The following is a 26,137-nucleotide window of genomic DNA, read 5'->3' on the forward strand; positions in this document are numbered from 1 at the left end:
ATTGTAATTTTCATATCAGTTAACTAATTCAATGTATTGAATCAACCCATACGACAGACTTGGTAGACCATTGTGTAGCAAGATGTGACGCCGTGGTTAAGCTTTTCGTTGTAATCGACAGAGGCTCGCCACCGCGCCCCGGCGAGATCTCGCAGTCCCACCACGGAGTACTGTTTCTGGACGAATTCCCCGAGTTCGCACGCAGCGCGCTGGAGGCGCTGCGCGAGCCGCTGGAGACCGGCCAGATCACCATCGCCAGGGCCGCCCAGCGCTGCGAATTCCCCGCGCGCTTCCAGCTCGTCGCGGCCATGAATCCCTGCCCCTGCGGCCATTGGGGGTCGACGGTGCAGCGCTGCCGCTGCACGCCCGACAAGGTGGCGCGCTACCAGGCGCGCATCAGCGGCCCGCTGCTGGATCGCATCGACCTGCATGTGGAAGTCGGCGCCCTGCCCCCGCAGGAGCTGCTGGCCGCGCGCTCTGGCGAGGCCAGCGACACCGTGCGCGATCGCGTGGTCCAGGCCCGCGCGCTGGCCCTGCAGCGCCAGGGCAGTGCCAACCACCAACTCCAGGGCCAGGCCCTGGACGACCACCTGGGCCTGTCGCCCGAGGCCCTGGCCTTCGCCCACAAGGCCGCCGCACGCCTGGGCTGGTCGGCCCGCAGCACCCACCGCGCGCTCAAGGTGGCGCGCACCATTGCCGACTTGGCCGGCAGCGCGGCAGTGGAGACAGGGCATGTGGCGGAGGCCATGCAGTATCGGAGGGTGTTGCGGTTGCCTTCATGAGGATCTGCATTGGACGCGGTTGCATGGTTGCCGGAATTATTTCTGATATTCCGAAATTTCCTCCTGAATGAAACGAAGTACTCCTGAATTTCGGAATATTGGAAATTGTTTTGAAAATTCCCTAAGAAATCCTAGAATTTCGGAATATCAGAAATAAAGCCAATCCATCCATGCCGTCTTCCACGCCCATGAACGGCCCGCAGCAGGATCCCCTGCAGCCCGGGGCCGTGGTCATCGCTGACCTGTCCAGGCTCGGCGCCCAGATCCGTGCCATGCGCAAGGCCCAGCACCTGCGCATCGATGACACGGCAGCCCTGTGCGGCGTGTCGCTGGATCTGCTCTCCCGTCTGGAGAACGGCAAGGGCGGCGTGGGCTCCGACAAGCTGCTGGCCGTACTCGACGGGCTGGGTCTCGCCATGGTCATCGCGCCCAAGCAGGACGCCCTGATGGCACGGCTTCCACGGGCCTGAAGCGCACATGGCCACGCCGCCGTCGCTTTCGCTTTCGCTGTGGAACGATGTCGGCACGCACGTGGCCGATGTGACCCATGACCCGCACAACGATCTTTGGGGACTGCGGTATGCGCCTGCATGGCTGGAGCATGAACGGCCTTTCTACCTGGCGCCCTGCCTGCCGCTGGCCGCTCCCGAAGGGGGCTACGACTCGCGCTCCATCCGGCGTTTCATCGAGAACCTGCTGCCTGAAGGCGCGGCGCTGGATGTGGTGGCCAGAAGTCAGGGCATAGGCAAGGGCAACATCTTCGGTCTGATACGCGCCCTCGGCGCCGAGACCACCGGGGCCTTCCGGTTTCAGGCCGATGGCAGCAGGCCCGATCCACAGGCCGCCAATGCCGCTCGCACCATATCGACCGCAGAACTCTCCCAACGCATTGCAGACCGAGAGACACGCCCTTTCATCGAGTGGGATGGCAAAGTGCGCATGTCGGTGGCCGGCTACCAGGACAAGCTGCCCGTGCACGTGGAAGGCGAGAGCGTGCAGGAAGGCTCCATCTTCCTTCCCGACAACGTTCCGTCCACCCACATCCTCAAACCCCAGCCGCGCGACAGCGCGGTGCCGCACATGGTGGTGAACGAGCATTTCTGCATGCGCCTGGCAGCGGCCATGCGCTTGCCTGCAGCCGAGGTGCAGATGCTGCACGTGCCACAGCCGGTGCTGGCAGTCAGGCGCTTTGACCGCGTGCGGCAGGCGCCACAAAGACGGGTCCTGCGCACCCACATCATCGATGCATGCCAAGCGGGCGATCTTCCCGTCAGCTACAAGTACGAGCACCACATCGGCAGCGTGGGCGATGCCCGGCTATACCGCGACGGCATGAGCTTTCCCCGGCTGTTCGGTCTACTGGAGCACTCGGTGGCGAAGGCTGCGGACAAGCTGGCAATGATCCGATGGGCGTTGTTCCAGATACTGATCGGCAATGGCGACGCACATGGCAAGAACTTCTCCTTCCACGTGCTGCCGCAGGGCCTGGCGACCGCACCCTGGTACGACCTCGTCAGCGTGGCCCAGTATCCCGATGTGTCCCAGGAACTGGCCATGGCCTTCGGCGACTGCTTTGCGCTGGAGGAACTCACACCCTTCGAGTTTGCGCATTTCGCGCACCTGTGTGCAATAGACCGCAGGCTGCTCGCACGTGAAGCCCAGCGCATGGCCAAGGCAGCCCCTGGTGCGGCGGCCAAGGTTCTGCGCGAATCGCCTTACACGCCAGAAGAACACGCCTTCGCCCAGCGCATCGCCGCCTATGCGACCACCCAGGCCCAAAGACTGGTGGACATCGCCCAGAAGGCAGCAGCCTTGCCTTCCGACCTGTTCTGAGTCTCAGGCAGACGCTGCCGGGACGGCTTCCATGCCCAGGGCCTCTTCGCCCTGCACACCCTCGATCCCCAGCACCTCCACGCACGCATGCAGCGCAGGCGACCAGCCCTGGCGCGCGGGCACGACGAACCAGGTTTCCACGCGGGCGACTTCCTGGGCGAGTGCGCCGGGCAGGGCCGTGATGTGCACGCCGAAGCGGTGCTGCTGGGCCTGGACCACGCTGCGCGGCAGCAGGCCGTAGCCCATGCCGGCGGCCACGCAGCCGAGGATGGCGTCCAGCGATCCCATTTCCATGATGCGTGCGGCCACGCCGCGCGTGGCCAGCAGCAGTTCGATGCGCTGGCGGTAGCTGCAGCCCTGGCGGAAGGCCAGGAAGGGCACGGCGCTGAGCTGGGCGGCATCGGGAAAGCGCGGCAGCGCGAAGGCGGTGACCAGCACCAGTTCCTCCTCGAAAACCTTCCAGCCCTGCAGCCGCGACTGGGGCGGCATGCCCGAGACGAAGGCGCAGTCCAGCCGCCCTGCCAGCAGGTCAGCCAGCAGCTCGGCCGTGGTGGCCGTGCGCAGCTCCAGGTCCAGGCCGGGCCGGGCCTGGTGCAGGCGCGCCAGCAGCGGCGGCAGGCGCAGCGCAGCCGTGGTTTCCATGGAGCCTATGCGCAGCGCGCCTGCGGCCCGGGCGCTGCCCTGCAGCAGCGCCAGCGCTTCGTCGTGGTCGGCCAGCATGCGCCGCGCGTATTGCTCCAGCAGGCGGCCGGCAGGCGTGGCGTGCACGGGAGCGCTGCGCTCCAGCAACTGCACGCCAGCCTCGTCCTCGAGCTTTTTCACATGGGCCGTCACGTTGGACTGCACGGTGTGCAGTTGCTGCGCGGCGGCGCCGAAGCTGCCGCTGTCGCAGACGGCCAGGAACATGCGCAGGGACTTCAATTGCATCGCGGCTCCAGTGGCATTCATCTTCAATCGAGATCGACGCCATCATTTTGAATCATTGGACATGATGACTCCGGCGGCTTAAGGTATGCCCATCCTCCCCGCATGGCGCCCACTCCCGTGATCCAACGCAACGAAACTTCCCTGCTGCTGACCGGCTTCATGGCCACGCTCAGCGGCGTCGGCCTGGCGCGCTTTGCCTACACGGCGCTGATGCCGCAGATGGTGCATGCCGGCTGGTTCAGCGGCGAGCAGGTGGCCTACCTGGGCGCGGCCAATCTGCTGGGCTATCTGATCGGGGCGCTGGCGGCCGCGCCGCTAGCCGAACGCCTGGGCGCGCTGCGCGTGCTGCTGTGGTGCTGGGTGGCCCTGGCGCTGAGCTTTGCGGCCTGCGCCTGGCCGCTGCCCATGCCCTGGTTCTTTGCCTGGCGCTGCATCTCGGGCATTGGCGGCGCCATCCTGATGGTGCTGGGTCCCTCGGTGGCCCTGGCGGCCACGCCCCTGCAGCGGCGTGCGGCCCTGGGGCCGCTGATGTTTTGCGGCATAGGTGCCGGCGCCCTGCTGTCGGCCACGCTGATACCGCTGCTGGCGCGCCAGAGCCTGGGCGCCGTCTGGTGGGCGCTGGCGGCGGTCTGCGCCTGGGCCGGCTGGCTGGGCTGGCGCCATGTGCGGCGGCTGCCGGTGCCTGCGCCCATCGCCATCACGCCCCATGCCCGGCCCGTGCCCGCCGCGCCCCTGTGGACGCTGCCCGTGGTGCTGGTGATGCTGGCCTATATGACGGATGCCTTCGGCTTTGTGCCGCACACGGTGTTCTGGGTGGACTACCTGGCGCGCGAGTTGCAGTTGGGCGACGCCTACGCCTCCACGCAGTGGGCCGTGTTCGGCCTGGGCGCCATTGCCGGGCCGCTGGTGGCCTCGCTGTGCGCCACGCGCTTTGGCTGGTGGGGCACGACCACGGGCGCCTATGCGGTCAAGACCCTGGCCATTGCCATGCCGCTGTTCTGGGTGGGATTTGCGGGGCATGCGACCTCGTCCTTCCTGGTGGGCGCGCTGTCGCCGGGCATGGCGGCCATCACCTCGGGCTACCTGATGCAGCTGATCGGCCCCGTGCAGCACAAGCGCATGTGGGGCTATGCGACGGCGGCCTTTGCGCTGATGCAGGCCGTGTCGGGATATTTCATGGCCTGGAGCTATGCGGGCCTGGGCTCGTACCAGCGCCTGTTCGTCATCGGCAGCGTGTCGCTGCTGCTGGGCACGCTGATGATCGCCGCCAGCCGCGCCAGCGCGCGCCGGCAGGCCGCCGCATGAGTGCGCGGATTCGTGGCAGGAAACAAGGAGTCGTATGAGCACCGCAAAGACCGCGTGGATGGCCCGCCTGGGCATGCGCCATCCCATCATCCAGGCCCCCATGGCCGGAACGTCCACGCCCGCGCTGGCGGCCGCCGTCACCGAGGCCGGCGGCCTGGGCTCGCTGGGCATTGGCGCCAGCGGCACGGAGCAGGCCCGCCAGCAGATCGTGCAGACGCGCGCGCTGACTTCGGGCGCCTTCAACGTCAACCTGTTCTGCCACCGGCCGGCCCGGGCCGATGCGCAGCGCGAGGCCGCCTGGCTGGCCCATCTGGCGCCCGAGTTCGCGCGCTTTGGCGCCACGCCGCCTGCCACGCTCAACGAGATCTACGCCACCGCCGTCGGCAACGCCGCGCTGCAGGCCATGCTGCTGCAGGAGCGGCCCGCCGTGGTGAGCTTTCATTTCGGGCTGCCTGAGCAGGGCTTCATCGACGCGCTGCGCGCGGCCGGCGTCGTGACCCTGGCCAGCGCCACGTCGCTGGACGAGGCGCGCCAGGTGGAGCAGGCCGGTGTCGATGCCATCGTGGCCCAGGGCGTGGAGGCCGGGGGACACCGCGGAACGTTCGATCCCGCGCAGGACCGCATGATGGGCACCTTCGCCCTGGTGCGCGTGCTGGCCCGCAACACGGCCCTGCCGGTGATCGCGGCCGGCGGCATCATGGATGGCGAAGGCATTGCGGCCGCGCTGGGCCTGGGCGCCTGTGCGGCACAGCTGGGCACGGCCTTCATCCTCTGCCCTGAATCGTCCGCCAGCCCGGCCTACCGTGCCGAGCTGCGCAGCGAACGCGCCCACCACACAGGCATCACCGCCGCCATCTCGGGCCGGCCGGCGCGCGGCATGGTCAACCGGCTGTATGCGCTGGGCGCCAGCCATGGCCAGCCCCTGCCCGACTATCCGCGCGTCTACGACGCAGGCAAGGCCCTGCACCAGGCGGCGTCCGCCCAAGGCAGTTCCGACTACGCAGCTCACTGGGCCGGCCAGGGTGCGCCGCTGGCGCGCGAGATGCCGGCCGCTGCGCTGGTGCAGACGCTGGCCGGCGAGCTGGCGAGCGCTCAGGCAGGCCGCTAGAGCGTGTTATCCACTAAAGTGCCGCCAGCCCCTGCTCCAGATCGGCGATGAGGTCGCGCGGCGACTCCAGGCCGATGTGCAGGCGCACCACGGGCCCGCGCGCACTCCAGTCGGTGACGCTGCGCGCCTGCGCCATGTGCGCGGCTGTCGCCAGGCTCTCGTAGCCGCCCCAGGAGGCGCCAATGCCGAAGAGCCGCAGGCCGTCGATGAAGCGGTCCACGGCGGCCTCGGCGGTGCCGGGCTGCAGCTCCAGCGACACCAGGCCGTTGGTGCCCTGGCAGTCGCGCAGCCACAGCGCATGGCCGGGGTGCGTGGGCAGCGCGGGGCAGAACACGGTGGCCACGGCCGGGTGCTGCTGCAGCCAGTGCGCCACCTCCAGCGCATGCGCCTCGTGCATCTGCAGCCGTGCGGCCAGCGAGCGCATGCCGCGCAGCACCAGCCAGGCATCGTCGGGGCTGACCGCCATGCCGAAGGCATCGCAGCGCGCGGCCAGCGGCTCCCAGGCGGCCTCGGTGGTGGCCACGGTGCCCATCATCACGTCGGAGTGGCCCGACAGGTACTTGGTGGCTGCCATCACCGAGACATCGGCCCCCAGCGCCAGCGGCCGGTACTGGCAGCCCGATCCCCAGGTGTTGTCGGCCACGACCAGGGCGCCGCGCGCATGGGCCATGGCCGCCAGCGCGGGCAGGTCGCACATCTCGTAGACCAGCGAGCCCGGGCATTCGGCATAGACCATGCGGGTGTTGGGGCGCATGCGCGCCTGGGCGTCGCTGCCATCGGCCGCGAAGAAGTCGTACTCGATGCCGTAGGGCCGCAGCCATTGGCCGGCCAGGTGGCGCACAGGCTGGTAGGCGCTGTCGGTCAGCAGCACATGGTCGCCGGGGCGCAGGTAGCAGAGCAGGGCCATGCCGATGGCCGCCAGGCCGGTAGGCAGCAGCCGCGTGCGGTGGGCGCCTTCCAGCTCGCTGACGGCATCTTCCAGCGCAAAGCCGGTGGGTGTGCCGCGCGCGCCGTAGCTGAAGATGCGCTCGCCGGCGCGGCGCTCGCGCATCTCGCGCTGCTGTGCCGTGCTCTCGAACAGCACGGTGCTGGCGCGCACCAGGGGCGGGTTGACGGCCGTGCCGCCCGCATAGGCCGGGCGCTTGCCCGCATGCAGCAGCCGGGTCTGCAGGTCCAGCGCGGGGGCGCCAGAGGCCGATGATCCAGGCACGGGGACGTGTTCGGCAGCCATCAGTCGATCTTCGCGCCCGAGAGCTTGACCACGCGCGACCAGCGCTCCATGTCCTGGCGCAGCTGGGCGGCAAAGGCCTCTGGCGTGCTGGCCACGACTTCGCTGCCGCCATCGACGACCAGCTTGGTCACTTCCGGCAGTTGCAGGGTGCGCACGATGGCGTCGTGCAAGAAGGCCACGCGCTCGGGCGGCGTGCCGGCGGGAGCGAAGAAGCCGTACCAGTCCTCGAAGCGCGCATTGCGCAGGCCCAGTTCCTCCAGCGTGGGCACCTTGCCGAACGCGCCGATGCGGCGCGGGCTGGTGACGGCCAGCGCACGCACCTGGCCCGCCTGGATCATGCCGGCCACGGACGAGGTGGAGGTGATCAGCACATCGACCTGCTGGCCCAGCAGATCGTTGATGGCCGGCCCCGCGCCCTTGTAGGGCACATGGGTCATGGGTACGCCGTTTTCCTTGGACAGCACCACGCCCACCAGGTGCGACAGCGTGCCGTTGCCGGGCGTGGCATAGGTGACGCGGCCCGGCTCGCCCTTGCTGCGCGCCACCAGGTCGGCAAAGCTCTTGAGGGGCGAGGCCGAGGCGACCACGATGGCCAGCGGCGCCGCGTTGATCTGCGTGATGGGCACGAAGTTCTTGAGCGGATCGAAGCCCGGCGCGCTATAGAGCGCGGGGTTCACCGCCATCAGCGAGACCTGCCCCGTGAGCACGGTGTAGCCATCGGGCTTGGCCTCGGCCACGGCCTTGGCGCCGATGTTGCCGCCCGCGCCGCCCCGGTTTTCCACCACGGAGGGCTGGCCCGTGGCCTCGGTCAGCCGCGTGGTGACCCAGCGCGTGCTGGCGTCGTTGCCGCCGCCCGGCGGGAAGGGCGAGATGAAGCGGATCGGCTGGGCCGGATAGCCGTTGCGTGCGGCCAGCGGCTCGGCCGTGGCCTGCGAGAGCATGGCCAGGGCCGCGAGGCTGGCGGCCAGCATCCTGGCCAGGGTGGGGATTGCGAACATGTCTTGTCTCCTGTCGTTATGTGGTGTTGGGCTGTTCGGATGCTCTTTGCGTGGATCAGGACATTGCCGGCTCCGGCAGGCGGAAGGCGGCCAGTTCCTGCGCGTCCAGCTGCGGCACCAGGCCCGTCTCCCAGGCCAGGTAGCGGCGTGCCGCTTCCTTGTTGCCGTCGTGGCGGTCGTGCACGAAGAACAGGTAGTCGATGCATTCGGCGTCGGTGGGGCTGTCGGGCGTGGCCTCGACGGGCAGGCCGGCCTGCTGCCATGCGGCCAGGCCGCCTTCGAGCAGCAGCGGCGCGGCGCCCTGCAGTTCCAGCGCGGCCCATTGCGCCATGCCGGGCTCGTCGGCCACCAGCACGATCTGGCGCGTCTCGCCGGCCAGATCGCTGGCAAGGCACGGGCGGATGGACCAGCGGGCCCCGGCGATGTGGCCTGCGCGGTACTTCATGCCCGCGCGCAGATCGACCACGGCCACCTCGCCCTGGCGCATGCGTTCGTGCAGGGCCTGCACCGCGATGCCTGCCAGTGCGGGGGCCTGGGGCAGCTGGGCCGGTGCCAGGTCCAGGCCGCTGTGCAGGCCGCCCCGCAGCACGCAGGCGTCATGGCCGAGCTGGCGCAGCCAGCTGGCCACCACGGGGGCGCGCACGCCATCGCTGTCGAACAGCACCAGGCGCGCACCGCGCACGCCCACGTACTGGTCGCCGGCCTGCATGAGCTGGCCACCGGGCGTGTGCTGGGCGCCGGGCAGCGAACCGGCCTTGAATTCCTCGGGCGTGCGCACATCGCACAGGAACAGCGTGCGCGCAGCATCCTGGCTCCAGGCGCGCACGGTGTCGGCATCGACCTCGGGCACGTCGAAGCGTTCGGCCAGGGCGCGGGCCTGTGCTTGCAGCGCGCTGCTGGCCGAGTCGTCGCCATAGCGCTGCGTGCCGCCATGCTCCAGCGGCAGGTCGGCCAGGTACCAGCCCTGGGTGCCGTTTTCCAGCGCGTAGACGGGGTTGGGAATGCCCAGGTTGATCAAGGTCTGCGCGCCGATGATGGAGCGCGTGCGGCCCGCGCAATTGACCACGATGGGCGTGGCCGCATCGGGCACCAGGCGGCTCACGCGCAGCGCCAGCTCGCCATTGGGGCAGCAGATGGCGCCGGGGATGTTCATCTTGTGGAACTCGGAGACGGGCCGGCCGTCCAGCACCACCAGGGGCAGGCCCGCCGCCTGGCGCGCCGCCAGCTGCTGGGCCGTGATGCGCGGCGTGCCGTAGGCGTGCTCGGCCAGTTCGCCAAAGGTCTTGGAGGGCAGGTTCACGCCGGCGAACAGCGTGTAGCCTGCCGCGCTCCAGGCCTGGGTGCCGCCTTCCAGCACAGACACCTGGGTGTAGCTCAGGGCTTCGAGGCGGCGCGCGGCGCGCCCGGCCACGCCCGCGCTGGCATCGCCCTCGCCACCGTCGTAGGTGACGACGCGTACCTGCCTGCGCGGCACCAGGCGGGGCACATCCAGCTCCAGCCGGCTGTAGGGCAGGGGCGTGGCGTAGAACAGGTGCGACTCGCCGTACTGGCCGTGCTCGCGCACGTCGAGCAGCGCGATCTCCTGGCCGTCGTGCAGCCAGGATTTGAGGGTGTGGGCGTCAATGGATGCGGTCATTGCATGCGGTCCGGGAAAAAGATCGGCAAGGAATTTCGGGCAAAGCCCTGCCACGCGCGCCCCGTGGGGCGCGCTGCGGCATGGACAGGGAAAAGGCAGGAAGCGGGAGGCAGCGGCCGGAAGGCCTGGGCTCAGCGGCGCGTCTGCACGCCGATGGCCATGGTCTGGCAGGTGCCGGTGGCCAGGTCGTAGCTGGTGCGCTCGTTGAGCGTCTCCAGCGCGCGGCCGTACATGTGCAGGTGGCGGATGACCTGCTCGCCCTGGATCTCCACGGAGTGGATGTCCTCGGGCATGAGGGCGATGCCCTGGCCTGGCGCCACCACCACGAGATCCGTCTCACGCAGCGTGCCCTTGCCGGGGACGGAGCCGTCGTCGGTGCGCTCGTAGACGCGGTTATGTTCCGTGCCTTCCACGGCGGCAATGCAGGCCCAGGTCGTGTGGTTGTGCGGCACGATGCGTTTGCCCGGGCGCATGACGTTGAGGTACAGCGCATAGCTCTGGTCCGCGTCCTCGGCGATCAGGTAGCGCGCCTGGTGCTCGCCCTCTTCGGGCGCGGCGTAGTCGGCCTGCTGCCAGAAGTCTCGGCGCGCTGCCAGGCCCAGCAGCTGCTGGAGCACGGCGTCCAGGCTGGCGCGCGTGGCAGCGCCTTCGCCAATGGCCTGCTTCATGTGGTCGATGGCCGCTGTCACGGCGGCGCTGCGCTGTTCGGTGATGGTGGTGGTGGTGGTGGTGTTCAAAGGGGACTCCTTGTCGTCGTTGAAGCCCACTGTAGTGAGGCGTCCGGCCCGCAACAATCCACGCACCCTCAACAAATACTTCAATAAAATTGAAGTATGGAGACGCTTGACCTGGACCTGCTGCGCACCCTGGCCGCCATTGCCAGCCACGACAGCTTTGCCGCCGCCGCCGTGCAGATGGGGCGCACGCAATCGGCCATCACCCAGCAGATGCAGCGGCTGGAGGAGAAGATCGGCCACGCGCTGTTCGAGAAGCAGGGCCGGCAAAAACGCCTCACCGACCACGGCCAGCGCCTGCTGGGCTATGCGCGCCACATGCTGGCCATCCACGACGAGGCGCTGCGCAACCTGCAGCACCGCCAGGTGCAGGGCCTGGTGCGCATTGGCGCACCCCACGACGCGGCCGACAACATGCTGCCGCCCGTGCTGCAGGAGATCGCGCTGAACTTTCCGGGCATGCAGATCGACATCCATGTGGGGCGCAGCCCTTTCCTGATGGAGTCGCTCAAGCAGGGCGAGCTGGACCTGGCCATCTCCAACCGGGAGGATGAAGGCTTCGAGGGCTTTGCCCTGCGCTCCACACCCACGGTGTGGCTGTGCGGCGCGGGCTATGCCCATGACCCGGGCAAGCCCGTGCCCCTGGTCATGGCCGACGGGCCCAGCATCTTCCGCCGCCTGGGCTGCGATGCGCTGGATGCGGCAGGCATCGCCTGGACGCCGCGCCACACCTGCACCAGCCTGGTGGGCATACGCGCGGCCCTGCGCGCGGGCCTGGGCGTGACGGCGCGCGGCGTGGAGCAACTGGACCCGGGTCTGCGCGTGCTGGGTGCGGGCGACGGTATGCCGCCGCTGCCGGACCTGGTCTACCGCCTGTACATCCGCAGCCATGTGATCAGCCCCGTCACGCGCCAGATCTTCGAGAACCTGCAGGCACGCATGCGGCTGCCGGCCGGCTGAGGGACAGCGTTGGGGAGGCGGAGGGACGGCAGGCGTGCAGCTTGCCAGCGTTGCTTGTAATGGGACTTATTCTCAAATAACATCCGCGCCACCGCCGCCTCCTCTGCCGGTGTTTTTCGAGCCTTTCCAGGCACTGCGCCATGCCATCTCCCACTCTTGCCCGCACCCATGACTGGTTCCGTGACTACGGGCCGCTGATCTCCCGCATCCTCGCTGCGCTGTTCGGCGGCTATGCCGTGGCCGCCCTGGCCAGCGTGGCCGTTGTCGCCCTGCCCGCAGACCGCACGCAGGCGGCGATCTCGGGCACCTTGCTGAGCTTTGCCGTCTACGCGGGCGCGGTGATCTGGGTGTTTGCCGTGCGCAGCGCCACGCGCGCCTGGGCCGGCCTGCTGGTCGCCGCCCTGGTGCTGGCGCCTGCCGCGTGGTGGACCTGGGGCAAGGGGCTGGGCGCATGAACACGAACACCACGGACACCACGAACACGGCCGGCAAGTCTGCCAAGCCCGGGAAAGCCGCCAAGGCGCCCGGCATCCGCCAGACCATGTCCGACCTGCACACCTGGGTCGGCCTGCTCCTGGGCTGGTTCCTCTACGCCATGTTCCTCACGGGCACGGTGAGCTATTTCAGGAACGAGATCACGCAGTGGATGCAGCCCGAGCAGCCGCACCAGAGCCAGGCGAGCGAGCCCGCGCTCGTGGCCCAGCGTGTGGGTGACGCCGTGGCGCGCCTGGCACCGCAAAGCCCTCGGTGGCTGATCAACCTGCCCGATGAACGCAGCACGGTGGCCACGGTGTTCTGGAGCCCTCCCGAAGGCCAGGACAAGCGCCGCTTCGAGAACGGCCGCTTCGACCCGGCCACCGGCACGCGCCTCGAAGGCCCGGTGCGCGAGACGCGCGGCGGCGAGTTCTTCTACCGCTTCCACTTCCAGTTCCACTACATGCCCGTGCTCTGGGGCCGCTATCTGGCGGGGCTGTGCGCCATGTTCATGCTGGTGGCCATCGTCAGCGGGGTGATCACGCACAAGAAGATCTTTGCCGACTTCTTCACCTTCCGCTGGGGCAAGGGCCAGCGCTCCTGGCTGGACGCGCACAACGCGCTGTCCGTGCTGGGCCTGCCCTTTCACCTGATGATCACGTACACCGGCCTGGTGACGCTGGCCCTGATGTACATGCCCTGGGCCAATCTGGCCACGACCATGACGCCCGAGCAGCGCGTGGTGGCAGGCCAGCAGCTCAGCGCCTTCGTTCCGGCTGGCAAGCCCTCGGGGCAGGCCGCGCCCCTGGCACCGCTGGCCGACATGGTGCGCCAGGCCGAGCAGCGCTGGGGCGCGGGCCAGGTGGAGCGCCTGAACGTCAACCTGCCCGGCGATGCCAAGGCCAGCGTGGTCGTGGTGCGCGGCGACAACGGCCGCGTCTCCATCAGCCCGCAGTTCATGACGTTCGACGGCGTCAGCGGCCAGCTGCTGCAGGCCCAGGACAGCGTGGGCGCCGCCGCCGAGACGCGCGGCGTGCTCTATGCGCTGCACATGGGCCGCTTCGGCGACCTGCCCACGCGCTGGCTGTACTTCATCGTCAGCCTTGCGGGCACGGCCATGGTGGGAACAGGACTGGTGCTGTGGAACGTGAAGCGGCGCAGCAAGCTGCCCGACCCGGAAAGGCCGCATTTCGGCTTCCGGCTCGTGGAACGGCTGAACATCGCCACCATCGCCGGCCTGTCCATCGGCATGGCCGGCATGCTCTGGGCCAATCGCCTGCTGCCGGTGGAGATGGCGCAGCGCGCCGAGTGGGAGGTGCACGCCATGTTCATCGCCTGGGGTGCCACCCTGTTCTGGGCGATGGGCCGGCCCGCCAAGCGGGCCTGGATCGAGTTGCTGTGGGCCGGCGCCGCCGCCCTGGCCCTGCTGCCCGTGGTCAACGCGCTGACCACGGATCGCGGCCTCTTGGCCAGCCTGCGCGCGGGCGACTGGGTGTTTGCCGGCATGGACCTCATGCTGCTGGCCCTGGCCGCATTGCATGCCCATCTGGCCCTGCGCACCCAGCGCCACCAGCCCAAGGCCAAACCGGTGCGCGCCGCCCGGCCCGCGCCTACGGCAGCCGCCACTGCAGCAGCCACCACGGCAGTGGCCGCCACAGCAGCGGCCGCCGCAGCGGAGACCAGCGCATGAGCATGGCCCATCTGTTCTGTCAGCTGCTGGCCCTGGGCGCCTTCGCCTGCCTGGCCCTGGCCATGGACCGCCACCAGAGCGACCTGTTCGGCAAGGAACTGCCACCCGCCCGCACACGGCGCCTGCGCGCGGCCGGCTGGGTGCTGCTGGCGCTGTCGCTGTGGGCGGCGCTGCAGGTGGAGCCCTGGTCGCTGGGGCTGGTGGCCTGGTTCGGCCACATCAGCGCAGCCGCCGCCATCGTGCTGCTGTCCATGGTGGCGCGCGAGCGGCTGCGCTGACGCCCCTCCCGGCGCCTTCAGAGAAACATTCCCCCCGAGGCCTCGATGCGCTGACCCTGCACCCAGCCCATGCCGTGCTGCAGCAGGGCGGCCATCACGGGGCCGATGTCGTCGGGCTGGCCCACGCGGCCCAGCGCCGTCTGGCTGGCCAGGGCGGCGCCCATCTGCGCATCGTCGCGCACACGGCCGCCGCCAAAATCCGTGGCAATCGCGCCCGGCGCCACCGTGTTGACGCGAATGCCGCGCGCCCCCAGCTCGCGCGCCAGGTAGCGCGTCAGCACCTCCACCCCGCCCTTCATGGATGCATAGGCCGCATAGCCCGGCTGGGTGAAGCGCGTGAGGCCGCTGGACAGATGGATGATGCTGCCGCCGTCGCGCAGCAGGGGTAGCAGGTGCTGGCTCAGGAAGAACGGCGCCTTCAAGTGGATGGCGACCAGCTCGTCGAACTGCGCCTCGGTGGTGGTGGCGAATGGCGCGTTGATGCCGATGCCGGCGTTGTGCACCAGCGCATCGAGGCGGTCGGCCTGCCAGGTCTCGGCCAGGGCCCGGCGCACGCGGGCCGCAAAGTCCGCAAAGCCCGCGCTGCGCGCCACGTCCAGCTGCAGGGCGGCGGCCCGCCCGCCCAGCGCCTCGATGGCGGCCACGGCGGCCTGGGCCTGGTCGGCACGCTCGCGGTAGGTCAGCACCACGTCCAGGCCCTGGCGCGCCAGGTGCTCGGCCGTATTGCGGCCCAGGCCGCGGCTGCCGCCCGTGACGAGGACGATGCGGCGGGCGGCAGGGGAAGAAGCGGTCGAAGGAGAAGCTGTCATGGCGGACCTCGTTAGGTGGTTTGCAATGACAGCGACTGTATTGAAGGTCTATTTTTGGATAAATTGGCTGTTTCTGATTTATTTGTTCGCACCATGCAAACAATCAAGCTTCTGGAGCAGATGCAGATCTTCAGCCGCGTGGCCGAGATGGCCAGCTTCACGCGTGCGGCCGACAGCATGGGTTTGCCCAAGGCCAGCGTCTCCCAGGCCGTGCAGCAGCTGGAGGCGCGGCTGGGCACGCGGCTGCTGCACCGGACCACGCGGCGCGTGCAGCTCACCCAGGACGGCCAGGCCTGCTACGAGCGCTGCCAGGACCTGCTGGCCGACGTGGACGAGTTCCAGGGCCAGTTCCAGCAGGCCGGCGACGCGCCGCTGCAGGGCAAGGTGCGGCTGGACATGACCACCGGCCTGGCGCGCCACGTCGTCATGCCCTTGCTGCCGCAACTGCTGCAAAGCCATCCGGCGCTGGAGCTGGAGCTGAGCTGCACCGAGCGTCGCGTGGACCTGGTGCGCGAAGGCTTTGATTGCGTGCTGCGCCTGGGCCCCGTGGACGAGCCCGGCCTGGTGGCACGCCCGCTGGGCCTGGTGGCGCTGGCCACCTGCGCCAGCCCCGGCTATGTCCAGGCCCACGGGCTGCCCGCCACGCTGCAGGATCTGGGCGGTCACCGGCTGGTGCACTACCAGCGCACGCTGGGCGCGCGGCCGCTGGGCTTCGAGTACGAAGAGGACGGCCAGGCACTCAGCCTGCCCATGGCGGGCGCGCTCACCGTGAACAACGCCGAGGCCTATCTCTCGGCCTGCCAGGCCGGCCTGGGCCTGATCCAGGTCCCGCGCCTGGCCGTGCAGCCGCTGCTGGATGCCGGGGAGCTGATCGAGGTGTTGCCCCGCCATCCGCCCCCGCCCATGCCCTTGCACCTGATCTATGCCCACCGCCGCCAATTGCCACGCCGCGTGCGCGTGCTCATGGACTGGCTGGCACAGGCCATACAGCCCTGGACACTCGACGCTGGCCTGCCCGAAAAGCAATAGGCGATGGCCCGCTGGACTCGGCCAGCGTCATTTTGCTTATCACTAATCCGTATCAAGACAAAGGTTCGCGCCTGCCCCTTTTGACGCCATTTACCGGACAATAGCGACCTTGCCCCGGTCACCGGCCGCCACGAAGCAGCGGCAACGCGCACACCGCGCCTGCCCCCTGCGCTTCCCGCCACCGCGTGCCTGCATGGCACTGACCTCTCATTGCAACGTCCCGGCGGGCACTGTCCGCCCCGAATTCACCGTATTGCCAACATGAGTGCTTTTCTTGAAGAACGCGTGCTGTCCGTCCACCATTGGACCGACCGCCTTTTCTCCTTCACCACCACCCGTGACACTGCGCTGCGCTTTTCCAACGGCCATTTCACGATGATCGGCCTGAAGGTCGACGGCAAGAACCTGCTGCGCGCCTACTCCATTGCCAGCCCCAATTACGAGGAGCACCTGGAGTTCCTGTCCATCAAGGTGCCCGACGGCCCGCTGACCTCGCGCCTGCAGAACATCAAGGTGGGCGACACCATCATCGTCGGCAAGAAGCCCACGGGCACGCTGCTGATCGACTACCTGCTGCCCGGCAAGAACCTGTACCTGATCGGCACCGGCACGGGCCTGGCCCCCTGGCTGGCCGTGGCGCGCGACCCCGAGACCTACGAGCGCTACGAGAAGGTGGTCGTGGTGCACGGCGTGCGCCATGCCAACGAGCTGGCCTACCAGGAGCTGTTCGAGAAGGAACTGCCCGAGCACGAGTTCCTCGGCGAGATCGTCAAGGACAAGCTCATCTACTACCCCACGGTGACGCGCGAGCCCTTCCGCAACCAGGGCCGCATCTCCAACCAGATCACGGCCGGAACCTTCCCGCAGAACATCGGCCTGCCCGAGCTCAACCCCGAGACCGACCGCGTCATGCTGTGCGGCAGCCCCGCCATGCTGAACGAACTCAAGGAGCTGCTGGAGCACCGCGGCTTCAAGGAAGGCAACACCACCACGCCCGGCGACTTCGTGGTCGAGCGCGCCTTCGTCGAGAAGTAAAGCCCACGACACCCCGTGGCGGGGCGGCTGCCGATAATCGGCGCATGCCGCCCTCCTCCCTCCCTTCAGCCCCGCCAGGCGACGAAGACCGCAACTTCATCGTCGCACTGGCGCGCGGGCTGGACGTGCTGTCGTGCTTTCGCTCCGGCGAGAAGCTGCTGGGCAACCAGGACATCGCCAGGCGCTGCGGACTGCCCAAGTCCACGGTCTCGCGCCTGACGCACACGCTGACCACGCTGGGTTACCTCATCCATGTGCCCGAAGAGGGCAAATACCGCCTGGGCACGGCCACACTGGCGCTGGGCAGCGCCATGCTCTCGCGCCTGGACGTGCGCCAGATCGCGCGCCCGCTGATGCGCAAGCTGGCGGCCGCCACCGATGCCGAGGTGGCCCTGGCCACGCGCGACCGGCACAACATGGTCTACATCGAGCACTGCCCCAGCGCGCGCTTCATGCACCGCGACCTGGACATGGGCTCGCGCATTCCCCTGGCCACCACGGCCGTGGGCCGTGCCTGGCTGGCCGCCAGCCCCGCGTCCGAGCGCCAGCGCGCGCTGGACTATCTGCAGTCTCACGCGCCCGAGCAATGGGCCGCCGCACAGGCCCAGCTGCCGCTATGGCCGGAGGCAGGCAACCAGCCCCAGCCCTGGCTGTCGCGCTCGTTCGGCGACTGGCAGCCCGAGGTCAACGCCATCGCCCTGGCCTTCTCGCCGGGGCGCGGCCTGCCGCTGATGGCCGTCAGCCTGGGCGGGCCCTCGCGCTTCGTCACGGCCGACGCACTGCGCCAGGACGGCGTGCCCGCGCTGCAGCGCATGGTGCGGCGGCTGCAGCAGGACATCGACAGGGCCTGAACGCCTGTCCCGCAGGTGCCCGCGCGGTACCGCTCAGCACGGCAAAGTAGCCAAGACGACAGCGTGCACGGTGCCGGCGCCCTAGCATGCAGGTGTTGCTCAACCACCAGAAACCCAAGCCAGGAGACATACAGCATGAGCGTGAAAGCATTGTTCGACCTCACGGGCAAGACCGCCCTGATCACCGGAGGCTCGCGCGGCCTGGGCCTGCAGATGGCCGAGGCGCTGGGCGAGATGGGCGCCCGGCTCGCCATCACGGCGCGCAAGTCCGACGAGCTGGCCGAGGCCAAGGCCCACCTGCAGGGCCTGGGCTACCAGGTCGAGACCTTCGCCAACGACCTGCAGAAGTTCGACACCATCCCCGCCCTGGTCGAGGACGTGCTGGCGCGCTGCGGCGACATCGACATCCTCGTCAACAACGCGGGCGCCACCTGGGGCGCCAAGGCCGAGGAATACCCGGACGAGGCCTGGAACAAGGTCATGAACCTCAACGTCTCCGCGCCCTTCTTCCTCACCCGCGAAGTGGCCAGGCGCGTGATGATCCCCAAGGGCCGGGGCAACGTGATCATCACGGCCTCGGTCGCCGCCTTCAAGGGCACGCCGCCTGGCATGAACACCGTGGCCTACAACACCTCCAAGGCGGCCGCCGTGCACCTGGCGCGCACCCTGGCCTCGGAATGGGGCCACTACGGCATCCGCGTCAACTCCATCTGCCCGGGCTTTTTCCCCAGCAAGCTGGCCAACGGCCTCATCGACAAGCTCGGCGACCAGCTCATCGCCCGCGCCCCGCTGCGACGCATCGGCGGCGAGGAGGACCTCAAGGGCGCCGTGGTCTACCTGGCGTCCGATGCATCGCGGCACATGACGGGGCAGGCGTTGGTGCTGGATGGTGGAGCGAGCTTGTTGTAAGGCGCATCACGCTGACCACAGAGGAGCGCCGAGGCGCTCCTTTTTGTTTCAATAAAAGCCCTTGTCGGATGATTCTCTGTGGATACGATAAATTCATGTTCACCGTCATCGAAACTCCGACATTCCAGAAGCAGGCCGCCAGCCTGTGGACGGAGACAGAACGCCTGGACTTCATTTCCTGGATCTCTGCCAACCCTGGCTCAGGTGACGTGATACCCGGCACAGACGGTGCCCGCAAGATCCGCTGGACAGTGAAAGGCCGGGGCAAACGAGCAGGCGTCAGAGTGATTTATTTCAACTTCAGCGCCGAAGAAATCGTGCTGTTGGCAACCATGTATGCCAAGGCCGAGCAAACAAACATCCTACCCAAGGACATCCGAAGGAGTTGACCATGGTGAAGTCCCTGAAGGCCCTGCAGGCCATGGACACGGAAAAGCTGGCCCAGGCCATCGAGGCCGACGCGGGCGAGGCGGTTCCCGGCCTGCGTCAGGCGCTGCAAGAGGCCAAGACAGGCCAGTTTGCCGCCGTGCACACGCCCGAGCAGATTGCCGCGCGCAAACGGGGCCGCCCGCAAGGCTCGGTCAAGGCAGATGCCAAGATCGCCACCAACATTCGCTTCGACCCCGACGTACTGCAAGCGCTCAAGGCCACCGGCCAGGGCTGGCAAACACGCGTCAACGAACTGCTGCGTGCGGACATCGAATCCGGGCGCCTCAAGCGCAGCCTCTGAGGCGCGGCCGGACACGAAGGCACGGCCGCGCTCAATAGCTTTACCTGCTCCCCACCGTCATCACCGCCTCGATCTTGCCGTCGCGCACAGCGGCGCCGCGCTCCGTGGTCAACGTGCCGCCACGCTCATCCACGCCCTTGACGCCACCGGGGTTCACGTCGGGGCGCAGGGATTTGTAGGCCTCGTCGAGCTTGGCGTGGATGGCCTTGGTGTCCGAGGCAGAGCCGGCCAGCTGCATGGCCTTGACGGTGGCGTGCACGGCCGTGTAGTTCCACTGCGCCTCCGAGCCCGGGATGCGGCCCGGGTAGACCTTGCCGAAGCGTTCGACGAAGGCCTTGTTCTCGGGCTTGGTGTCCTCGGAGACGGGCATGACGCCGATGGCGCCTTCCAGCGGCGCATAGCCGCCGACCACGCGGGCCATTTCGTCGAGCTTGGCCTGGTCCATGACCACGAAGCCGCCCTTGAAACCCAGCTCGCGCGCCTGCTTGACGACCAGGGCCGTGGGCTCGGAGGCTCCGCCCACGAAGAGCACATCGGGCTTTTCGGCCAGTGCCTTGCTCACGCCGCTGTAGAAATCGGTGGCGCGGTTGTAGCTCATGGCGTTCTCGGCCACCACGGTGCCGCCCAGCTTTTCCCAGCCGGGCTTGAAGGCAGCGACCCAGGCCTTGGCGTAGTCGTGGTCGGCGCCCACCAGGGCCACCTTCTTGCCGAAGCGGCCCATCACGTACTTGGAGAACGGGTCGATGTACGAGGTGAACTCGGGCGGGATGCGCAGGGTCAGCTTGTTGCCCCGGTTGGTGATCTGCGGCACCGAGCTGTAGGCCAGCACGATGAAGTTGCTGCGCTCGTTGGTGGTCTGCAGCGCGAAGATGCCGCCCGAATGCGGCACCAGGATGGCCGCCGTCTTGTGCTGCTGCACCAGGCGCTGGGCGTTGATCGCGGTCTCGGACGGGTTGTACTTGTCGTCCAGCGGAACGATCTCGATCTTGACCTTCTTGCCACCGATCTCGGGCGCTGCGGCATTGATCTCGGAGACGGCCATCTGCATGCCGTCGAGCACGTTCTTGCCGTACTGGGCAGCGCCGCCCGACAGCGGGCCGGAGTAGCCGATCTTGACGACTTCCTGCGCCAGCGCGGGGCCGGCGGCGGCCACGGCGGCGCAGGCCAGGGCCAGCGTGCCCACCCTGCGGCGGGTCAATGGTGCGAATGCTGTCATGTCTGTCTCCTTGGATCGTTGGTGGTGGTGGCTTGGGTAGAGGCAAGAGGCGGCGTCATGCACCGATGTAGGCTTTTCGGATGGAGTCGTCAGCCAGCAGCTCGGCCGGCTTGCCCTCGCGCACGATGCGGCCGCTTTCCATCACATAGGCGCGGTGCGCGATCTTCAGCGCCGCATAGGCGTTCTGCTCGGCCAGCAGCACGGTGGTGCCGGCCGCGTTGATGCGCTGTATGGCCTCGAACATCTGCTTGATGACCAGGGGCGCCAGGCCCAGCGAGGGCTCGTCCAGCAGCAGGGCCTGGGGCCGGCCCATCATGGCGCGGCCGATGGCCACCATCTGCTGCTGGCCGCCCGACAGCGAGCCGGCCGGGTCATGCTGCTTCTCGCGCAGGATGGGAAACAGCTCCATCACCTCCTGCAGCGTCTTCTGGCTGGGACCGGGGTCGCGGCGGTGCACGTAGGCGCCCAGCTGCAGGTTGCGCAGCACCGACATCTGGGGAAACAGCTTGCGCCCTTCGGGGCACTGCACCACGCCGGACTGCACGATGGCCGAAGGCTTGCGCCCGGCCAGCTCCTGCCCGTTCCAGACGATGGAGCCGCCCGCGGCCTTGTGGATGCCGCTGGCCGTGAGGAACAGCGAACTCTTGCCTGCGCCGTTGGCGCCCAGCAGCACCACCAGCTCGCCCCGGTCGGCATGCAGGCTCACGCCGTCCAGCGCCAGGAAGCTGCCGTAGCGCAGCGACACGTTCTCAAACTTCAGCATGCTCGCTCCCCAGGTAGGCATCGATGACGGCGGGGTTGCGGCGTATCTCCTCGGGCGTGCCCTCGGCGATCTTCTCGCCGTAGCTGAGCACCAGGATCTTGTCGGCCAGGCTCATGATCATGCCCATCTTGTGCTCGATCAGCGCCACCGTGATGCCGTGGCGCACCAGCTTGCGGATCAGCTCGGCCAGGCCCTCGGTCTCCTCGGGGTTGACGCCGCCGGCGGGCTCGTCGAGCAGCATCAGCTTGGGGTCGGTGGCCAGGGCCAGCGCGAAGGCCACGCGCTTGCGCTCCTCCTGCGTGATGTCGCCCGCAATGCGGCCGGCCACATGCGACAGGCCCACGAAGTCCAGCGCGTCGCGCGCCTTTTCGCGGCACACGCGCTCTTCCTCGCGCAGGCGGCTGGAGCCGCGCAGCACGTCCCACAGGCCTGAGCGCGTGCGCAGCCGGTGGCCCACGATGAGGTTGTCCAGCACCGTGGCGCGGTCGAACAGCGCCGTGGTCTGGAATGTGCGCGCCACGCCCAGTTTCGCCACCTGGTCGGTGCGCAGCGAGGTCACGTCCTGGCCATTGAAGGTGATGGTGCCCGAGGTGGGCTTGTGCACGCAGCTGATCAGGTTGAAGAACGTGGTCTTGCCGGCGCCGTTAGGGCCGATGATGGCGTTGATGCGGCCTTCCTCGATCACGGTGCTGACATCGCTCACGGCGGCCAGTCCGCCGAACCGCTTGGTCAGGTGGTCAATCTTGAGCATGCGGCTTGCCCTCCTTGGCATTGCGGCGCGCGCGCCAGGCGGTGACGCTGCCCACCACGCCGTAGGGCATGAAGATCACCAGCATCACGAGAATGGGGCCGAAGACGATGAAGCGGTACTCCTGCAGGAACTGCAGGTACTGCGTGATCCAGGGCATGCCGATGGCGCCCAGCAGCGGGCCCAGCACCGTGCCCATGCCGCCGACCATGGCGAAGATCATCATGTCGAAGGTGTGGTGCACGCCCGCCATGTCCGGCCCGATGAAGCGCACGAAGCCCGCATACAGGCCGCCCGCCACGCCCGCGTAGACCACGCTCAGCATGAAGGCCAGCACCTTGTTGCGCATGAGGTTGATGCCCAGGGCCTCGGCCAGCTCGTCGCTGTTGCGGATGGCCACGAAGGTGCGGCCCAGCAGCGACCGGACGATGCGCCGCATCACCCAGACCGAGGCCACGAGGAAGGCCAGCACCAGGTAGTACAGCGCCAGCGGCGACTCGAAGCTCAGCGCGCCCAGGGCCTCGGGCGCGGGGATGCCCATGATGCCCACCGTGCCGTGGGTCAGGCCCTCCCACTTCTCGATGACGAGGAACATGATGTAGCCCACGCACAGCGTGAAGATGGAGAAGTAGTGGCCCTTGAGCCGCAGCGAGACGATGCCGATCAGGTAGCCCAGCACCGCGCACACCACGCCCGACATCACCAGCCCGCCCCAGAACGGCCAGCCATGGTCCACCGTAAGGATGCCCACGGTATAGGCGCCCGCGGCCATGAAGCCCGCATGCGCCAGATTGAGCTGGCCCGTGTAGCCCGTGATCAGGTTCAGGCCCAGCGTGGCGATGGCGAAGATGTAGGCCGTGCTCATCACCGTGAGGTGGTAGTCGTTGCCCGCCAGCCAGGGAAAGGCGATGCCGGCGGCCAGCAGCAGGCCCCAGGCGATGCGGGAGTCGATGAATCCGTTCATTCAATGACTCCTCTTGGCGAACAGGCCCTGAGGGCGCAGCGACAGGATCACCACCAGCAGCACGAAGGCGATGATGTCCTTGTAGTCGGTGGAGATGTAGTAGGCACCGAAGCTCTCGGCGAAGCCGATGATCAGCCCGCCCAGCACGGCGCCCGGGATGCTGCCCATGCCGCCCAGGATGATGATCACGAAGGCCTTGGTGATGACCAGGTGACCCATGGCCGGATAGACCAGGTTGATGGGCGCATACAGCGTGGCCGCCACGGCCGCGAGCACGCCTGAGATGGCAAAGGTCAGCATGGATACGCGGTTGGCGTCAATGCCCACCATCGATGCGCCCTCGCGGTTCTGGGCCATGGCGATGATGGTCGAGCCCGTGGTGGTGCGCGTCAGGAACAGGTGCAGCGCCACCATCAGCGCAAAGGCCGCGACTATGATCAGCAGGCGCTGCGCAGGCGCCGTGATTCCGCCCATCTCCACGATGGAGGTGTAGGGCGTGGGCATGCGCTGGAAGTCCGCGCCCCACAGCGCCTGGGCTCCGGCCTCCAGGAACAGCAGCAGCCCGATGGAGGCGATCTTGGGATGCAGGGGCGAGGCCTTGCGCAGCGGATGGAAGATCAGCCGCTCGCTGACGATGCCCAGCACCGCCACCGCCACCGCCGCCACCAGCATGGCCGCCCAGTAGCCCCAGCTCCAGGCCACCATGGCCTGGAAGGCCACGAAGGCGCCGATCATGTAGAAGCCCCCGTGCGCGAAGTTGGGCACGTGCAGGATGCCGTAGACCAGGGTCAGGCCCAGGGCCACGAGGCCATAGATGCCGCCCAGGGTCAGTCCGTTGAGCACTTGCTGCAGGAAGACGTCCATCACCGCCTCCCGCCTGCCGCCGCCGGTGGCCGCCACCGGACCAGGGTCTGTTCTCGCATTGCCTTGCCTCCTTGTTTGCTGTGAACCAGCTTAGGAGGCGGTGCCGTGCACCATCAACCCGAAGATTCCGCACAGCGGAATTCACCTGGGAAACCCCGAGGCGCAAACCGCTGCGGTAGTAACCTAGATGACAGGCGCAGGCCGGCAGGAGCGGGGAACGCTAGATGGACAGCGCCGGCAGGTTCTCGGGCAGGCCCTGCATGGAGCGCTGCGTGTGCTCGGCCACGAAGTCCAGGAAGCTGCGCACGCGCGCCGGCATGAACTTGCGCGTGGGCAGGGTGGCGTAGAGCGTGAATCGGCCCGTGGTCCATTCGGGCAGCACATGGCGCAGCCGGCCCGAGCGCAGGTGGCGCGCGATCAGGTCCAGCGGCTGGGTGCTGATGCCCGCGCCGTCCAGCGTGGCGCGCAGCAGCGTGCCCGTGTGGTTGGCCACCAGCACGGGGCGCACGGCCACCTCGACCTCGCCCGCGTTGCCGTCGAGCCGGCGCATGCGCAGCATGTCGGAGCGGCCCTGGATGCGCCGGCGCAGCAGGCACTGGTGGCCGGCCAGGTCCTCGGGCACGACAGGCACGCCATGGGCGTCCAGGTACTCGGGCGCGGCGCAGGCCAGGCCGCAGGTGGTGACGATGGGCCGGGCCACCACGTTGCCGTCGTAGCCCTCCTCGGCATTGACGAAGGTGATGTCGTATTCGCCCACGGCCGCCTCGCTGGCCGACTCCACGAAGACCTCGATGCAAATGCGCGGATGCAGGCGGTGGAAGTCCGCCACCAGCGGCGCCAGCACATGCTCGGCGAACACGGGCGGCGTGAGCACGCGCACGGCGCCAGACAGCTCCAGCGTGTGCGCCTGGGCCAGGCTGAAGGCGTCCTCCACATCGGCCAGGATGCCGCGCACGCGCTCCAGGTAGGCCTCGCCAGCCTCGGTCAGCGAGACGCTTCGCGTGGTGCGCTGCAGCAGCCGCGTGCCCAGGTGCTGCTCCAGGTCGGCCACCAGGCGCGTGACCGTGGGCACGGACATGTCCAGGCGCCGCGCCGCCGCCGAAAACCCGGCCTCGTCGGCCACGGTCTGGAATACCCGCATGGTCTGCAATCGGTCCATCTTGTCCTTGGCCCCCGGCCTTGGTGCCAGGGGACTTTGATGCATTGTTCCACTCCCAAACGCCTGCGCCGCAGCCTTTCGGGCCGCGGCGCAGAGGTTCATCGCCTGGATGGGATACGGAACAGGCGCCGAGGTTCAGCCCTTGCCGTCCTGGGGCGCAAACCGGATGGGATGGGTGAAGCGCACTCCGGCATCGCTGAAGGCCTTGGCCGTGGCCGCCGACAGCAGCAGGATGGCCGACGAGAAGTAGATCCACATCAACAGCACCACCAGCGAGCCCGCTGCGCCATAGGCCGAGACCACGGCCGCCGTGGCCAGGTACCAGGCCAGGGCCTGCTTGCCCAGCGTGAACAGCAGGGCGCCGATGATGGCCCCGAAGATCAGATAGCGCAGCCGGGGCTTGGGGCCGCCGCCTATGCGCATCAGCCCCACGAAGAGCAGCACGGTGATGCCGAAGGACACGCACTCGTTGATCAGGCTGACCAGCGGCCCCAGCGGCTGCATCTGCAGCTTGGTGCCGGCCCAGTTGGTGATCAGCTGGATGGCCGTGGACAGGGCCATGGACACCAGCAGCAAGAAGCCCAGCGCCAGCACATAGGTCAGGCCGCGCAGCCGCAGCGCGGCCATGCGCCACCACACGGCCTTGGGCGGCGGCGGCTCGCCGTTCGAGGTCCAGAGCCTTTCCAGCGCGGACTGCAGCTCCACGAAGACACCGGTGGCGCCCGACATCAGCAGGATGAAGCCGAACAGCGAAGCCAGCCGCCCCTCGTCGGGCCGCTGGGCGCTTTCCAGCGCGCCGCGCACCACCTGGGCGCCGCGCTCGCCGATCACGTCCTGCACCTGGTCGATGAGCTGGTGCTCCACATAGCTGCGGTCCACCCACCAGCCCAGCACGCCGACCAACAGCAGCAGCAGCGGGGCCAGGCTCAGGATGCCGTAGAAGGACATGGCGGCGCTCATGCGCAGGCCATCGGCGTCCAGCCACAGCTGCACGGCGTTCCACATGGCGCGCAGCGGGTTCAGTTCCAGCAGCCGGTCCAGGCGTGCGGACCAGGACGAGGCGGGGGGAGTTTCCGGGGTATCTGGGGGCATGGCCCCCATTGT

The 26,137-nt window shown here is 68.5% G+C and carries 27 protein-coding genes and 1 pseudogene; 15 read left to right on the forward strand and 13 right to left on the reverse strand.

Annotated elements, in window-relative coordinates; translation table 11 throughout:
- Positions 1-110: 110 nt before the first annotated feature.
- The 3 genes and pseudogenes from PO605_RS15310 to PO605_RS15320 form a co-directional block, all read left to right on the forward strand.
- Positions 111-782: pseudogene (locus tag PO605_RS15310) on the forward strand (ATP-binding protein); the annotation flags it as partial.
- Between the two features lie 170 nt (positions 783-952).
- Positions 953-1,252: a helix-turn-helix domain-containing protein gene (locus PO605_RS15315; protein ID WP_016448653.1), complete on the forward strand. Its 300-nt coding sequence runs from the start codon at positions 953-955 to the stop codon at positions 1,250-1,252.
- A 7-nt stretch (positions 1,253-1,259) separates the two neighbouring features.
- Complete coding sequence (locus PO605_RS15320) at positions 1,260-2,615, forward strand: HipA domain-containing protein (RefSeq protein WP_047473520.1); 1,356 nt, start codon at positions 1,260-1,262, stop codon at positions 2,613-2,615.
- A gap of 3 nt (positions 2,616-2,618) precedes the next feature.
- On the opposite strand, the gene PO605_RS15325 is transcribed toward PO605_RS15320, so the two are convergent.
- Complete coding sequence (locus PO605_RS15325; protein ID WP_016452133.1) at positions 2,619-3,542, reverse strand: LysR family transcriptional regulator; 924 nt, start codon at positions 3,540-3,542, stop codon at positions 2,619-2,621.
- A gap of 102 nt (positions 3,543-3,644) precedes the next feature.
- Between PO605_RS15325 and PO605_RS15330 the strand changes: the two genes are divergently transcribed.
- Both PO605_RS15330 and PO605_RS15335 read left to right on the forward strand, forming a co-directional pair.
- Positions 3,645-4,847 (forward strand): YbfB/YjiJ family MFS transporter, encoded by a 1,203-nt coding sequence (locus PO605_RS15330; protein WP_016448656.1) that lies wholly within the window; start codon positions 3,645-3,647, stop codon positions 4,845-4,847.
- Between the two features lie 34 nt (positions 4,848-4,881).
- The gene (locus PO605_RS15335; RefSeq protein ID WP_047473404.1) at positions 4,882-5,955 is read left to right on the forward strand and encodes an NAD(P)H-dependent flavin oxidoreductase; all 1,074 of its coding nucleotides are present in this window, start codon (positions 4,882-4,884) and stop codon (positions 5,953-5,955) included.
- A gap of 13 nt (positions 5,956-5,968) precedes the next feature.
- Here the strand turns inward: PO605_RS15335 and metC are convergent, their stop codons facing one another.
- The 4 genes from metC to PO605_RS15355 form a co-directional block, all read right to left on the reverse strand.
- Positions 5,969-7,186 carry a cystathionine beta-lyase gene (metC, locus tag PO605_RS15340; protein WP_047473401.1) on the reverse strand — a complete coding sequence of 406 codons (1,218 nt, stop codon included), beginning with the start codon at positions 7,184-7,186 and terminating at the stop codon, positions 5,969-5,971.
- Positions 7,186-8,184 (reverse strand): Bug family tripartite tricarboxylate transporter substrate binding protein, encoded by a 999-nt coding sequence (locus tag PO605_RS15345; RefSeq protein ID WP_047473399.1) that lies wholly within the window; start codon positions 8,182-8,184, stop codon positions 7,186-7,188. Before PO605_RS15345 ends, metC begins: the two co-directional genes overlap by 1 nt.
- 55 nt (positions 8,185-8,239) lie before the next feature.
- Positions 8,240-9,820: a rhodanese-like domain-containing protein gene (locus PO605_RS15350; RefSeq protein WP_047473397.1), complete on the reverse strand. Its 1,581-nt coding sequence runs from the start codon at positions 9,818-9,820 to the stop codon at positions 8,240-8,242.
- A gap of 131 nt (positions 9,821-9,951) precedes the next feature.
- Positions 9,952-10,488, reverse strand: a complete 537-nt coding sequence (locus PO605_RS15355) for a cysteine dioxygenase family protein (protein WP_052195840.1) — start codon at positions 10,486-10,488, stop codon at positions 9,952-9,954.
- A gap of 165 nt (positions 10,489-10,653) precedes the next feature.
- Here PO605_RS15355 and PO605_RS15360 point away from each other — a divergent pair, with 165 nt between their 5' ends.
- From PO605_RS15360 to PO605_RS15375, 4 genes are all read left to right on the forward strand, one after another.
- Positions 10,654-11,514, forward strand: a complete 861-nt coding sequence (locus tag PO605_RS15360; protein WP_016448662.1) for a LysR substrate-binding domain-containing protein — start codon at positions 10,654-10,656, stop codon at positions 11,512-11,514.
- Between the two features lie 140 nt (positions 11,515-11,654).
- Positions 11,655-11,969 carry a DUF3649 domain-containing protein gene (locus PO605_RS15365; RefSeq protein WP_017405291.1) on the forward strand — a complete coding sequence of 105 codons (315 nt, stop codon included), beginning with the start codon at positions 11,655-11,657 and terminating at the stop codon, positions 11,967-11,969.
- Positions 11,966-13,678: a PepSY-associated TM helix domain-containing protein gene (locus PO605_RS15370; RefSeq protein WP_272206594.1), complete on the forward strand. Its 1,713-nt coding sequence runs from the start codon at positions 11,966-11,968 to the stop codon at positions 13,676-13,678. Before PO605_RS15365 ends, PO605_RS15370 begins: the two co-directional genes overlap by 4 nt.
- On the forward strand, positions 13,675-13,956 hold the full coding sequence (locus PO605_RS15375; RefSeq protein WP_016452140.1) for a DUF3325 domain-containing protein: 282 nt from the start codon (positions 13,675-13,677) through the stop codon (positions 13,954-13,956). Before PO605_RS15370 ends, PO605_RS15375 begins: the two co-directional genes overlap by 4 nt.
- Before the next feature lie 17 nt (positions 13,957-13,973).
- Here PO605_RS15375 and PO605_RS15380 read toward each other — a convergent pair whose 3' ends face one another.
- Complete coding sequence (locus tag PO605_RS15380; protein ID WP_272206595.1) at positions 13,974-14,765, reverse strand: SDR family NAD(P)-dependent oxidoreductase; 792 nt, start codon at positions 14,763-14,765, stop codon at positions 13,974-13,976.
- 93 nt (positions 14,766-14,858) lie between these two features.
- Here PO605_RS15380 and PO605_RS15385 point away from each other — a divergent pair, with 93 nt between their 5' ends.
- The 6 genes from PO605_RS15385 to PO605_RS15410 all read left to right on the forward strand — a co-directional run bounded on the left by PO605_RS15385 (position 14,859) and on the right by PO605_RS15410 (position 19,319).
- Positions 14,859-15,794, forward strand: a complete 936-nt coding sequence (locus tag PO605_RS15385; RefSeq protein ID WP_272206596.1) for a LysR family transcriptional regulator — start codon at positions 14,859-14,861, stop codon at positions 15,792-15,794.
- A 261-nt stretch (positions 15,795-16,055) separates the two neighbouring features.
- Positions 16,056-16,829, forward strand: a complete 774-nt coding sequence (locus PO605_RS15390) for a ferredoxin--NADP reductase (RefSeq protein ID WP_016448667.1) — start codon at positions 16,056-16,058, stop codon at positions 16,827-16,829.
- A 44-nt stretch (positions 16,830-16,873) separates the two neighbouring features.
- Positions 16,874-17,680 (forward strand): IclR family transcriptional regulator, encoded by an 807-nt coding sequence (locus PO605_RS15395; RefSeq protein WP_016448668.1) that lies wholly within the window; start codon positions 16,874-16,876, stop codon positions 17,678-17,680.
- Positions 17,681-17,815: 135 nt separating this feature from the next.
- Positions 17,816-18,589 (forward strand): SDR family oxidoreductase, encoded by a 774-nt coding sequence (locus PO605_RS15400; RefSeq protein WP_272206597.1) that lies wholly within the window; start codon positions 17,816-17,818, stop codon positions 18,587-18,589.
- A gap of 95 nt (positions 18,590-18,684) precedes the next feature.
- Positions 18,685-18,978 carry a hypothetical protein gene (locus PO605_RS15405; protein WP_043823439.1) on the forward strand — a complete coding sequence of 98 codons (294 nt, stop codon included), beginning with the start codon at positions 18,685-18,687 and terminating at the stop codon, positions 18,976-18,978.
- A 2-nt stretch (positions 18,979-18,980) separates the two neighbouring features.
- Positions 18,981-19,319, forward strand: a complete 339-nt coding sequence (locus tag PO605_RS15410; protein WP_012202204.1) for a BrnA antitoxin family protein — start codon at positions 18,981-18,983, stop codon at positions 19,317-19,319.
- A 40-nt stretch (positions 19,320-19,359) separates the two neighbouring features.
- On the opposite strand, the gene PO605_RS15415 is transcribed toward PO605_RS15410, so the two are convergent.
- The 7 genes from PO605_RS15415 to PO605_RS15445 all read right to left on the reverse strand — a co-directional run bounded on the left by PO605_RS15415 (position 19,360) and on the right by PO605_RS15445 (position 26,125).
- Positions 19,360-20,535 (reverse strand): ABC transporter substrate-binding protein, encoded by a 1,176-nt coding sequence (locus PO605_RS15415; RefSeq protein WP_012202203.1) that lies wholly within the window; start codon positions 20,533-20,535, stop codon positions 19,360-19,362.
- Positions 20,536-20,590: 55 nt separating this feature from the next.
- Entirely contained in the window at positions 20,591-21,298 is a 708-nt protein-coding gene (locus tag PO605_RS15420; protein WP_046238968.1) for an ABC transporter ATP-binding protein, read from the reverse strand.
- Positions 21,285-22,049, reverse strand: a complete 765-nt coding sequence (locus PO605_RS15425) for an ABC transporter ATP-binding protein (protein ID WP_016452146.1) — start codon at positions 22,047-22,049, stop codon at positions 21,285-21,287. Before PO605_RS15425 ends, PO605_RS15420 begins: the two co-directional genes overlap by 14 nt.
- The gene (locus PO605_RS15430; protein WP_047474980.1) at positions 22,036-23,010 is read right to left on the reverse strand and encodes a branched-chain amino acid ABC transporter permease; all 975 of its coding nucleotides are present in this window, start codon (positions 23,008-23,010) and stop codon (positions 22,036-22,038) included. Before PO605_RS15430 ends, PO605_RS15425 begins: the two co-directional genes overlap by 14 nt.
- Complete coding sequence (locus tag PO605_RS15435; RefSeq protein ID WP_016448674.1) at positions 23,011-23,874, reverse strand: branched-chain amino acid ABC transporter permease; 864 nt, start codon at positions 23,872-23,874, stop codon at positions 23,011-23,013. It abuts the gene before it with no gap.
- Positions 23,875-24,094: 220 nt separating this feature from the next.
- Positions 24,095-25,033 carry a LysR family transcriptional regulator gene (locus PO605_RS15440; protein WP_016448675.1) on the reverse strand — a complete coding sequence of 313 codons (939 nt, stop codon included), beginning with the start codon at positions 25,031-25,033 and terminating at the stop codon, positions 24,095-24,097.
- A gap of 135 nt (positions 25,034-25,168) precedes the next feature.
- Positions 25,169-26,125: a YihY/virulence factor BrkB family protein gene (locus PO605_RS15445; RefSeq protein WP_272206598.1), complete on the reverse strand. Its 957-nt coding sequence runs from the start codon at positions 26,123-26,125 to the stop codon at positions 25,169-25,171.
- Positions 26,126-26,137 lie beyond the last annotated feature (12 nt).

Origin of the sequence: Delftia sp. DT-2 (assembly GCF_028401915.1) — a bacterium.
GTDB classification, from domain to species: domain Bacteria; phylum Pseudomonadota; class Gammaproteobacteria; order Burkholderiales; family Burkholderiaceae_C; genus Comamonas; species Comamonas tsuruhatensis.

Bases quoted from the DNA above. Each gene is read 5' to 3' on its own strand.
- PO605_RS15435 (WP_016448674.1), bottom strand. From the start codon at position 23,874: ATGGACGTCTTCCTGCAGCAAGTGCTCAACGGACTGACCCTGGGCGGC.
- PO605_RS15335 (WP_047473404.1), top strand. From the start codon at position 4,882: ATGAGCACCGCAAAGACCGCGTGGATGGCCCGCCTGGGCATGCGCCAT.
- PO605_RS15365 (WP_017405291.1), top strand. From the start codon at position 11,655: ATGCCATCTCCCACTCTTGCCCGCACCCATGACTGGTTCCGTGACTAC.
- PO605_RS15405 (WP_043823439.1), top strand. From the start codon at position 18,685: ATGTTCACCGTCATCGAAACTCCGACATTCCAGAAGCAGGCCGCCAGC.
- PO605_RS15415 (WP_012202203.1), bottom strand. From the start codon at position 20,535: ATGACAGCATTCGCACCATTGACCCGCCGCAGGGTGGGCACGCTGGCC.
- PO605_RS15425 (WP_016452146.1), bottom strand. From the start codon at position 22,049: ATGCTCAAGATTGACCACCTGACCAAGCGGTTCGGCGGACTGGCCGCC.
- PO605_RS15440 (WP_016448675.1), bottom strand. From the start codon at position 25,033: ATGGACCGATTGCAGACCATGCGGGTATTCCAGACCGTGGCCGACGAG.
- PO605_RS15370 (WP_272206594.1), top strand. From the start codon at position 11,966: ATGAACACGAACACCACGGACACCACGAACACGGCCGGCAAGTCTGCC.
- PO605_RS15410 (WP_012202204.1), top strand. From the start codon at position 18,981: ATGGTGAAGTCCCTGAAGGCCCTGCAGGCCATGGACACGGAAAAGCTG.
- PO605_RS15390 (WP_016448667.1), top strand. From the start codon at position 16,056: ATGAGTGCTTTTCTTGAAGAACGCGTGCTGTCCGTCCACCATTGGACC.
- PO605_RS15355 (WP_052195840.1), bottom strand. From the start codon at position 10,488: ATGAAGCAGGCCATTGGCGAAGGCGCTGCCACGCGCGCCAGCCTGGAC.
- PO605_RS15380 (WP_272206595.1), bottom strand. From the start codon at position 14,765: ATGACAGCTTCTCCTTCGACCGCTTCTTCCCCTGCCGCCCGCCGCATC.
- PO605_RS15420 (WP_046238968.1), bottom strand. From the start codon at position 21,298: ATGCTGAAGTTTGAGAACGTGTCGCTGCGCTACGGCAGCTTCCTGGCG.
- PO605_RS15395 (WP_016448668.1), top strand. From the start codon at position 16,874: ATGCCGCCCTCCTCCCTCCCTTCAGCCCCGCCAGGCGACGAAGACCGC.
- PO605_RS15320 (WP_047473520.1), top strand. From the start codon at position 1,260: ATGGCCACGCCGCCGTCGCTTTCGCTTTCGCTGTGGAACGATGTCGGC.
- PO605_RS15430 (WP_047474980.1), bottom strand. From the start codon at position 23,010: ATGAACGGATTCATCGACTCCCGCATCGCCTGGGGCCTGCTGCTGGCC.
- PO605_RS15445 (WP_272206598.1), bottom strand. From the start codon at position 26,125: ATGCCCCCAGATACCCCGGAAACTCCCCCCGCCTCGTCCTGGTCCGCA.
- PO605_RS15375 (WP_016452140.1), top strand. From the start codon at position 13,675: ATGAGCATGGCCCATCTGTTCTGTCAGCTGCTGGCCCTGGGCGCCTTC.
- PO605_RS15325 (WP_016452133.1), bottom strand. From the start codon at position 3,542: ATGCAATTGAAGTCCCTGCGCATGTTCCTGGCCGTCTGCGACAGCGGC.
- metC (WP_047473401.1), bottom strand. From the start codon at position 7,186: ATGGCTGCCGAACACGTCCCCGTGCCTGGATCATCGGCCTCTGGCGCC.
- PO605_RS15350 (WP_047473397.1), bottom strand. From the start codon at position 9,820: ATGACCGCATCCATTGACGCCCACACCCTCAAATCCTGGCTGCACGAC.
- PO605_RS15400 (WP_272206597.1), top strand. From the start codon at position 17,816: ATGAGCGTGAAAGCATTGTTCGACCTCACGGGCAAGACCGCCCTGATC.
- PO605_RS15345 (WP_047473399.1), bottom strand. From the start codon at position 8,184: ATGTTCGCAATCCCCACCCTGGCCAGGATGCTGGCCGCCAGCCTCGCG.
- PO605_RS15385 (WP_272206596.1), top strand. From the start codon at position 14,859: ATGCAAACAATCAAGCTTCTGGAGCAGATGCAGATCTTCAGCCGCGTG.
- PO605_RS15360 (WP_016448662.1), top strand. From the start codon at position 10,654: ATGGAGACGCTTGACCTGGACCTGCTGCGCACCCTGGCCGCCATTGCC.
- PO605_RS15330 (WP_016448656.1), top strand. From the start codon at position 3,645: ATGGCGCCCACTCCCGTGATCCAACGCAACGAAACTTCCCTGCTGCTG.
- PO605_RS15315 (WP_016448653.1), top strand. From the start codon at position 953: ATGCCGTCTTCCACGCCCATGAACGGCCCGCAGCAGGATCCCCTGCAG.